The 9,187-nt window shown below is 44.6% G+C and carries 7 protein-coding genes; 2 read left to right on the forward strand and 5 right to left on the reverse strand.

Going from position 1 to position 9,187, the window contains the following annotated elements:
• Positions 1-360: 360 nt before the first annotated feature.
• From B3D59_RS12105 to B3D59_RS12120, 4 genes are all read right to left on the reverse strand, one after another.
• The gene (locus B3D59_RS12105; RefSeq protein ID WP_286820091.1) at positions 361-1,542 is read right to left on the reverse strand and encodes a pentapeptide repeat-containing protein; all 1,182 of its coding nucleotides are present in this window, start codon (positions 1,540-1,542) and stop codon (positions 361-363) included.
• Positions 1,543-1,648: 106 nt separating this feature from the next.
• Positions 1,649-2,215, reverse strand: a complete 567-nt coding sequence (locus tag B3D59_RS12110) for a hypothetical protein (RefSeq protein ID WP_286820092.1) — start codon at positions 2,213-2,215, stop codon at positions 1,649-1,651.
• A gap of 9 nt (positions 2,216-2,224) precedes the next feature.
• Entirely contained in the window at positions 2,225-2,950 is a 726-nt protein-coding gene (locus B3D59_RS12115; protein WP_286820093.1) for a hypothetical protein, read from the reverse strand.
• Positions 2,951-3,713: 763 nt separating this feature from the next.
• Positions 3,714-3,941, reverse strand: coding sequence for a hypothetical protein (locus B3D59_RS12120; protein ID WP_216594024.1), 228 nt, complete (start codon positions 3,939-3,941; stop codon positions 3,714-3,716).
• Positions 3,942-4,210: 269 nt separating this feature from the next.
• Here B3D59_RS12120 and proB point away from each other — a divergent pair, with 269 nt between their 5' ends.
• Positions 4,211-5,365, forward strand: coding sequence for a glutamate 5-kinase (gene proB / locus B3D59_RS12125; protein WP_286820094.1), 1,155 nt, complete (start codon positions 4,211-4,213; stop codon positions 5,363-5,365).
• Positions 5,366-5,400: 35 nt separating this feature from the next.
• Complete coding sequence (locus B3D59_RS12130; protein WP_286820095.1) at positions 5,401-6,657, forward strand: glutamate-5-semialdehyde dehydrogenase; 1,257 nt, start codon at positions 5,401-5,403, stop codon at positions 6,655-6,657.
• Between the two features lie 181 nt (positions 6,658-6,838).
• Here the strand turns inward: B3D59_RS12130 and B3D59_RS12135 are convergent, their stop codons facing one another.
• Positions 6,839-9,097: a methyl-accepting chemotaxis protein gene (locus tag B3D59_RS12135; RefSeq protein ID WP_286820096.1), complete on the reverse strand. Its 2,259-nt coding sequence runs from the start codon at positions 9,095-9,097 to the stop codon at positions 6,839-6,841.
• Between the last annotated feature and the right edge of the window lie 90 nt (positions 9,098-9,187).

Consider the following 9,187-nt stretch of genomic DNA (forward strand, 5'->3'; position numbering starts at 1 on the left):
CTACCACGGGAAAGCTCGGAGAGCCCTTAATGATCTAAATCTGCGGAGTCAATGCCGTTGACTTAAGAAAATGACGCGTAATTTCAATATGTTAATGTTCTATATCTGAGCAAGGCGTGAGGGAGGGGTGAACCTCTCGAAATTTCCATGACCTTTATATTCAGACATCTTGGTATTTTTGAAAATTACTGGATCGGTTTGAAAGGCAGTAAAACATTTAATAAAATGTGACATAACAGCTTGATTTTAGGGTTATTTTTCTTAAGTCAACGGCATTGTCTGCGGAGTATCCTCAGTATTTGACTTGTGTTAAATTTATAAGGTCAATAATGAAGATGTGCTCCCCACACGCCATATACATTATTTATACCAAAAGGTACGAATCCTCTCCAACCATCCCAATTTAGATTTATTTTTTTCATAATCAGCCGATGGTCCATCTGAACTGAATATAATTGAGAGACGGGTTACTAAAGCCCCAAGTATAAAATAGCCTAAAATTACCTGAAGAATCAATAAAAAATGCCCACAATAATTATACCAATTCCAAGGGCCTTTCGAATTAGCATATATATCTCCAAAGCCGAGTGTCGTCATGGTCACTATTGAGAAATAAAATGCCCTTAGCGCAACAAAACCTGTAGGCATATTGTTATTATACAACCCTTCAACCATATCGGGAAAACAAAAGTATAGCGCTCCGAATAGTACTGACAAACATACGAACCACGTTATAATTCTAATACTAGAATGTCCGTAATCAGAAAAATTCCAAAAAAACCTAAAAGGCCATTGTAGCATTTTATGCTCGGAATACCATTCAAACCAATTGAGTTTGCGGTTATTATATTCAACCAATTGTTTATAGCCAGGATTCCACTGAATAGTGTCTATGCTTACACCACGAAAATCTGTATTTTTATCAAAAAAGCAGTCAATAATTTTAGTAAAGGCGTTGCACCCTGCCATACAGAAACGTGCTGATTTAAGATTAGCTTCGCGGAAAACGGTATCACAAAGGTTCGCTTCATTGAGATAGGCGTTTTCAAGATTTGCCTGATTAAAACTTGCCCCCCTTAAATTTGAATTGTAAAAATTTGAATTGTTTAATTTTGTCCACATAAAATGAGTTCTTTCCAAATCAGCGTAACTCAGGTTTGCCTCTTTGAAATTAGCACCCATACAGTCTGCATATTTCAGATTAGCGCACACAAGAGTTGTCTTTTCAAGGTTAGCTGAACGAATGCAGGCACCTTTAAGATTCGCATTCGATAGATTTGATTTCGTTAATTGGGCGCTTGTGAGTATAGCATCTTCAAAATTGACACTTTTTAAAATCGCATTTTTTAAATTAACTCCCACAAACCATGAGGATCTTGAATCAGGATTTCTTAAATCAGCATATTCTAAATAAATTTTTTCATCCTCAAGATTATCGACAAAGTCATTCCATTCAGTCATATCCCGCTTTTTAGAACATTTCATTAGCAGGTTATAATGTTCTTGATTAAACTTTAAATCTATCTCATCGTTAGTTGTCAAGGTCAAATGCATCCAGCGTTGCCTTGAGTACAGGATTCTCAGGCATCAAATATTTTCTCTATCAACTGAGTTTTTAGCAAACTTCATAATGCCTGATAATAGACAATTATTTATATAGCATCAACAGTCTCGATAAATTCCACAAAATAAATCCCAAAACGAACAAAACAATAGAGAGTTTTCCAGAAAAAATTGATTTTGTGATAGCATCAATTCCTTTTGCTATGCCCAACTGAAATTTTGCTTTTATTGAGCTAACTTTAAGCATGACTAACATTTTGAATATGTAATTGGATTCGTCAGTTTGTTGTTCCCATTGTCTTGTATCTTCATCGGTCACTAATCCATATTTTAAAAGCCTCTTTCTAATCCGGATCTCCTCAAATTTTATAAGTATATAGCTTTTAAATGAGGTCGTAGGATAAATCCTAATTTTTTGTTGGTACTTAATTAAATTCGTAAACGGAGGAAGTCCGTTAAAATAGTTTTCGTACGTAACCGAAAGTTCATTTTTTATCTCATCACAACGTTGTTCACTCCTGTCAACTCTTGTTTTTATTAATGGAGATATTTTGTAATAAATCCAGCCCCATAAAGACCCCATCATTAAAAGAGATCCAACCCAATCATACACAATTAGACAATCATCATTTGAAAACTGATTTAAATCCATAATCACAAATTAATTATATAAAGCATCCCAAAAAGCATGTCCGTATTCATAAATGGATAAGTCATAAAATTTTTTATCTTTACCAAATAGCAAATTTTGATTTCGAGGACATTTAATCGGTTCGAGTGGATTTATATGCCTTTTACTAATTTGCATATCGACACTTATTTGTTGAAACAAGAGCGAATTTTGATTCGATTCTCTTTCGCGTTTCCAGAAATCATCCAACATTTCTATTGGTAAATTAGAATGAATGGCAATCTGCAATAAAGCCATCATCAAATGCTTTTCCTTCCATGTATATGCCATTGGTTTGCGATATAACAAAAAATCAATTTTTGACTCTTTAAAATATTCAAAAATCACTTTATGGAAATATGTTAACCGAATATCTTTTTTATCATAATATAAAGAAATTTGTGTCAATGCCAACAAATATTGTAATAACAAATTTGAGGTAGACGCATGCTTCATAAAGGCATTAATTCTTCGTTTTTTGTAGGTGTTTTTATTTTTAGTTATCAGACTAATTCCATTCAAAAATGGTTCAAAAGCCGGATCAAATTTCTTTCTTTTTATGGCTTTGTATCGTATAATATTAAAAGGATTAGAATGGATCTTAACCAAATACGAAAGAATCTGATTTTCTTCGAGTAATTTTGTAATTGGCTTGTTTTCAAGAGCTTCGATATCTGACTTCGAATAATGCCCTAAAAATCTCATTTTTTTTGTCATATCACTTATCAATTCTGCTTTGTTGACTTCCACCGACATAATAAATTAGAACTTTCAAAATCAATGAATTTGGACAGCAATCAGGCTATTATCAAAAGGCAAGAAGTATATTAATACCTCACTAATTTGGACTGCATGAATTGAAATTCTTCAATCGCCTTTCCAATGCCAACCTCAAACACGGATTCCCTAAATAGTTTCCTTGGGCAGAATCCCAATACTAATTCATCACCTCCACAAAATTGATAGTTGCCAAATCAGGCGCCTCACATATAAAAAAACAGTAGAAAAAAAAATCATGACGCCCATACGAATACCGTTCCATTACAAATCTTGCAGGGCTCGTCAAGGAATATTCTCTTTATAAAAAATATACTTAAAGGAAGCTCCCTAATAATTCAAGCGAGTTAATAATATCCTTAATCCGATGAGAAATGCCAGGGTCCTCAATAATGGTATTATCAGTCGCCCAGGCCTACTTTAAAACAGCATTCAATAGCAGAAGTATTGTGGATGGGATCATTTCCATTCTCACTGTGGACTACATCGATATCGAAATGTCCTCAATGTGGAATTTCAAACCCTGGACTATTATTAATAGTTTTGACCATCAAGCCTTTAAACAGAAAGGGGCTGGTCCCATGCAAAACATGTCTATAAATACTTAGATTCAAAGTTTTAGACCCATCACACATCTTGGGGTATCCTTTATTGTTTAACATTAAAACTGCAAGCAAGTTAAATGCGATTGCCCTGGAAATGCTCACAACCCCAGAAGCCCTGCCCCCTCCCGGCCAAGCCCCCAGGCAAAACAACACAGAAAAAGACCCAGCACCCGCATGGTCCAGACGTAGGTGGCACCGGTTAAAAAGCTGCGGGTCCTGGCCACCACAAAGGCCAGGGCCAGTTTGGAGCCCACAAGCAGCAGATAGAAACCGGTCACAAATCCAATGGCACCCCCGGGATGAATCTGCCAGGCCTTGGACGCCACGGGTACACCAACGGTGATCCAGAACAGGAAGGGGTGGGGGCTTAAAATATTTACCAGACCCCCCCTTCATTTATCTTTGCCCCAAAATTTTCAGGCAATCAATGTACCAGCTATATTTTGCCTTTTCCATCACAAAGACTATGCAACCTAAAAAATCATACCTTGCAATCATTCGCGCTATGGTTTAATTTTTGGCCCATTATTGGGTGTCTATAAAGACGATTAGTGTGCGGCCCGTTGCCGCCTTTTTTAAAACCTGGAACATATAAATGAACACCGACCAGCAATTTTCAGCCCGGATCACATGCAGACGCATTGTAGTCAAAGTAGGCTCAGGGGTGCTGACCCGGAAAAACAGCCTCAACATTGATATCATCAACAGCATTGCAAGACAAATCTGTGTACTCCATGACCGAGGCATAGAAGTGATCCTTGTCTCCTCCGGGGCCATGGCTGCGGGCGTTAAAAAAATCGGTCTGAAAAAAAGGCCGTCGGAAACCCCCAAACGCCAGGCGGTTTGCGCCATCGGCCAGGCCGATCTGATCCGTGAATGGGAAAAGGCCATGGAGCACTGCGGCCGGAAAGTGGCCCAGATTCTTTTGACCAGAGGCGATTTGTGCGACCGGGTCCGGTATCTAAATGCCAGGAACACACTGAATACGCTCCTCGAATGGAAGGTGCTGCCCATTATCAATGAAAACGACACCGTGGCTGTGAAATCCCTGCAATTCGGGGACAACGACAACCTGGGCGCCATGATCACCATGCTGCTTAACGCTGACCTGATGATCAACCTCACCGATATCGGCGGCCTGTACAACAAAGATCCCCGGGTCCATGACGATGCCCAGCTTATCAGAGAGGTAACCACCATGGGCAGCGATATCGAGGCCATGGCCGGAAAGATTGCAGGACCCTTGGGTACAGGGGGCATGGGCACCAAAATAAGCGCCGCCAAAAAGCTGACTGCGGCAGGCATCCCCATGATCATTGCCTGCGGCCTGGAACAGGATATCCTGGTCAAAATTGCAAACAACAATTATACCGGCACCTATTTTGTCCCCAATGGTCAAAAGCCTTCATCCAGGAAAAACTGGATCGGCCTGACCCTGCAGGCCAAGGGAAGAATCACCATAGATAAAGGTGCCCAGAAAGCCGTGGTGGAACAGGGGAAAAGCCTTTTGCCGTCAGGCATTACCCGGGTGGAAGACTATTTTGAGGTGGGCGACCCCGTGGAATTCATTACAGAGGACAAAGTGGTCCTGGGCATGGGCCTGGTCAATTATAGTGCCTCGGATATATTAAAAATCATGGGTTGCAAGACCAGCCAGATTAAGAAACGTTTAGGTTTTATATCCTATGACGAGGTGATTCACAGGGATAATCTTATGATCACCGCATACCCCGATGATGCCCGTTCATAACTGATTTCGGGATAAACATAAAGGAGAAGCATTCTATGTCTTTGGAAAAGCAGATCATTCAAATTGCCAAACAGGCCAGGGCAGCAGCCCGCATTATGGCAACCCTGTCTGCAGAACAGAAAAACAGGGCGCTTTTTGCCATTGCCCGGCAGTTGGAAAAGGATAAAGAGCTCATCCAGGCGGAAAACGCAAAGGATGTGGCAGTGGCCCGGGAAAACGGGTTGTCCGATGCCATGATCGACCGGCTGACCATTACCGATAAGGTATTGGACGGGATGGTTGAAGGGCTGGAATATGTGGCGGGCCTGGAAGATCCCGTGGGCACCTTATCGGATTCCTCCATCCGGCCCAACGGTCTTGAAATGGCCAGAATGCGCATTCCGTTGGGAGTTATCGGCATTATCTACGAATCAAGGCCCAATGTCACCGTGGATGCCGCAGGTCTGTGCCTGAAGGCCGGTAATGCCGTCATCCTGCGGGGCGGTTCCGAAGCGATTCACTCCAACCAGGCCCTGGCCCGGGCCATCGCACAGGGTATTTCCACCCAAGGCCTGCCGGCCGGCGCAGTTCAAGTCATCCCCACATCGGACCGGGCTGCCGTGGATATCATGCTCAAGCAGGAAGAATATATCGACCTGATCATCCCCCGGGGTGGAGAAGGTCTGATCCGCCATGTGGTGGCAGCCTCAAGCATCCCAGTCCTCAAGCACTACAAAGGGGTCTGCCACGCCTATGTGGATAACCTGGCGGACCTGGAGATGGGCGTGAGCATCGTACTCAATGCCAAGGCCCAGCGGCCCGGGGTATGCAATGCCCTGGAAACCCTGCTGGTTCATGAAGGTGTGGCCCAACAATTTCTGCCCATGGTCCACAAGGCACTGACCCAGGCCGGTGTCACCCTCAGGGGATGCCCTAAAACCTGCGCAATACTTCCCGATGCCGTTCCCGCCACCGAAGCGGACTGGCCCATGGAATACCTGGATCTGATTCTGGCCGTCAAGGTGGTTAAGGACATGGATGACGCCATGGCCCACATCGCGGCCTACGGCTCCAACCACACAGAAGCGATCATCACAACGGACCTGAACCGGTCCCGACGCTTTATCCGGGAAGTGGACGCATCCCTTGTCATTGTCAATGCATCCACCCGGTTCAATGACGGAGGGCAGCTGGGCCTGGGCGCTGAGATCGGCATATCCACCTCCAAGTTGCACGCCTACGGCCCCATGGGCATAAAAGAGCTGACCACCACTAAATTTGTGGCCTGGGGGAACGGGCAGATCAGGATCTGATCAGCACCGCTTCAATGTCACTTAAAAATTGAGATCCGGCCAGAATGATCCGGTCAAGATTATCCGGTCAAGATTATCCGGGCCGATCTCAAATTTTAAGTTAATTTGCCGGATGGTTCAGTTTTATGGAAAAAATTCCGGTACACCATGAGAAAATGGGGGTATATCCCAGCGACAGGTTCTATTTTTTTCCGGTTACCATCATGGACAGTTCAAAGACATAATCCCGAAGTTGCTCGGCCTGGGCATTCATTTCCTCTGCGGCAGAGGCAGATTCTTCGGCAGTGGACGCATTCCGCTGAACCACTGTATCCATCTCCGCGATGGCCTTGTTGACTTGATCTATCCCGTCTGACTGTTCCCGGGAAGCTTCAGAAATTTCAGCCACCAGATGGCTTATCTTTTCAGAACTCTGAGTCACCTGGCCTAATGCCTGGTTGGCGGCGGTGACGATATCCGAACCGTCATTTACCTTTTTCACCGTATCTTCAATGAGTTCTGCCGTATCCTTGGCTGCCCTAGCGGCTCTCATGGCAAGGTTCCGGACCTCATCGGCCACCACTGCAAAACCGGCCCCGGCCTCACCGGCCCTGGCTGCCTCCACAGCGGCATTCAGAGCCAGGAGATTGGTCTGGAAGGCGATTTCGTCGATGGTTTTAATAATCTTTGATGTTTCCTCGCTGGCCTTGGTGATCTCTTCCATGGACCGGATCAGTTGCGCCATGGATTGATTGGCGCTGACCACGATCTGGTTGGATTCTTTCATCAGGCTATCTGCATGGCTTGCGTTCTCGGCATTCTTCTTGGTCATGGAGGCCATTTCCTCCATGGAAGATGAGGTCTCTTCTATAGCCGCGGCCTGCTGAGAAGATCCCTCGGCCATGAACTGACTGGATGAAGAAATCTGGTTGGATGCAGATGCTACCTGGTTGGCGCCTTCTCCTAAACCATCGCTGATTCGGATCAGAACACTGATAATGCCCCGGGCAATGACAAAGGCCAGAAAAGCCCCTGCCAGAATGGCTGCCACGGCCGTAATAACCACATTTCTTTTAGTTCCGTTAGCTGCCTCCAGCATGATTTCGTCGGTCATGATATGCTGTCTGGCCTCTTTTCTGATATTTCCCAAAAGCCGCTGAACCTCTTTCAGGGCCGGGATGGTCTGGCTGGCATAAATGCGGGAGGCCTCGCGCATTCCGTGAAGCTCGTGCTCTGCCTCTTTTTTCAGATCTTGAAGCCGGGCGATGGTTTTGTCCAGCAGCGGCAGGGTCTGGGTGTTGTATATGTCCAGGGCTTGTTGGACGGATGCATTGGCTTTATTTTCCTCCATTATGGATCTGTAATAGATTTCAGACTTGGCAGACCATTGTTCGGCCAGATCCTTGAGCCGGACCATGACCTGCTCCAAAGCCGACTCCCCTCGGCTTAATTTCTGCAAGGCGTCGATTCCAGCCCTGAAGATACGCACCTTGCCCTGATAATCACTCCATTCTTGTTCGGTTTTTCCGATCTCAAATTTATATAGGGCCAGACGTGCGGTTAAAAAAGGTTGGATAACCTGTTCATTCATGATCATATCGAGATTGCCCCACCGGTTCATGGCCACCGTATCCCCGGAGTTGGCGGCTTTTTCCTTTGACGAATCAATGACGGACCCCATGCCCTTTTTCAGCACGTCCAAAAGGGTATGCCCTAACTGTTCGAATTCTTTGTTCATTTCCTGTATATCCGTTTCCAACCGAAACAATTTCTCAAATGCCAGGTGGGTTTCAATATCGACCGCAGATTTATGAAGTTCTGTATGTGCTGCCACCATATCATCCCAGACATTTTTAAACTCTGCATCTCCACTTTCATACACCTGTGCGGCCGCCTTGGACTGCAGCCATTTGCCCAGGGCACACTGGGTCGGATCCATTGTAACTCCGAGGGAGTCATGCTTTTGAATAAAAGCATCTCGAATCTTGGCGGCCCATTTGAAATGATCCACCTCCCGTTCGGTCAACAGGGTTGGCAGTTTTTGATCAGCTTGACTGAATACCTTTCCGATGGCGATGGCAGAATCATGAAGCTGTTTATGGGGCGCTTCAATCTCCTTTAACAGGGGTTGCAGGGACGGAACCATGGACTCTGCCTCTTTTCGCTCTTCTCCGTAGAGCCATTTTCCGAATCCGCATTTGTGATGATCTGTCTCCACCTCCAGCTTGGTAATCTCTTTGTCCGTCAGCAATGCGTTTACCTTGTTCACCCAGTTCAGATGATCCACTTCTTTCTGGGCCAGATTCCCGTCCAGTTTATTGCCGTCAATGACTTCTTCGGCATTATCAACGACACCTCCAACCCCGATGAAACTGAGCCCTCCCAGCATTATCAAAAGCAAAATTACAACCCCGAAACCCACACCAATCTGCTTTCCAATGGTTAAATTTTTCCAGTTCATTTCTACTCCTTTTGATTCACCGCCTTATTGATATCAAACTCAGAATATTTGGATACGAATGGCCATGGGCCGACCCGGTCTATCAAGATC

The organism is Desulfobacter sp. UBA2225 (assembly GCF_002348205.1).
Taxonomy (GTDB): domain Bacteria; phylum Desulfobacterota; class Desulfobacteria; order Desulfobacterales; family Desulfobacteraceae; genus Desulfobacter; species Desulfobacter postgatei.

What these genes read in the sequence shown, in the direction of transcription:
- B3D59_RS12130 (WP_286820095.1), top strand. Translation starts at nt 5,401, where the DNA reads ATGTCTTTGGAAAAGCAGATCATTCAAATTGCCAAACAGGCCAGGGCA.
- B3D59_RS12110 (WP_286820092.1), bottom strand. Translation starts at nt 2,215, where the DNA reads ATGGATTTAAATCAGTTTTCAAATGATGATTGTCTAATTGTGTATGAT.
- proB (WP_286820094.1), top strand. Translation starts at nt 4,211, where the DNA reads ATGAACACCGACCAGCAATTTTCAGCCCGGATCACATGCAGACGCATT.
- B3D59_RS12135 (WP_286820096.1), bottom strand. Translation starts at nt 9,097, where the DNA reads ATGAACTGGAAAAATTTAACCATTGGAAAGCAGATTGGTGTGGGTTTC.
- B3D59_RS12115 (WP_286820093.1), bottom strand. Translation starts at nt 2,950, where the DNA reads ATGACAAAAAAAATGAGATTTTTAGGGCATTATTCGAAGTCAGATATC.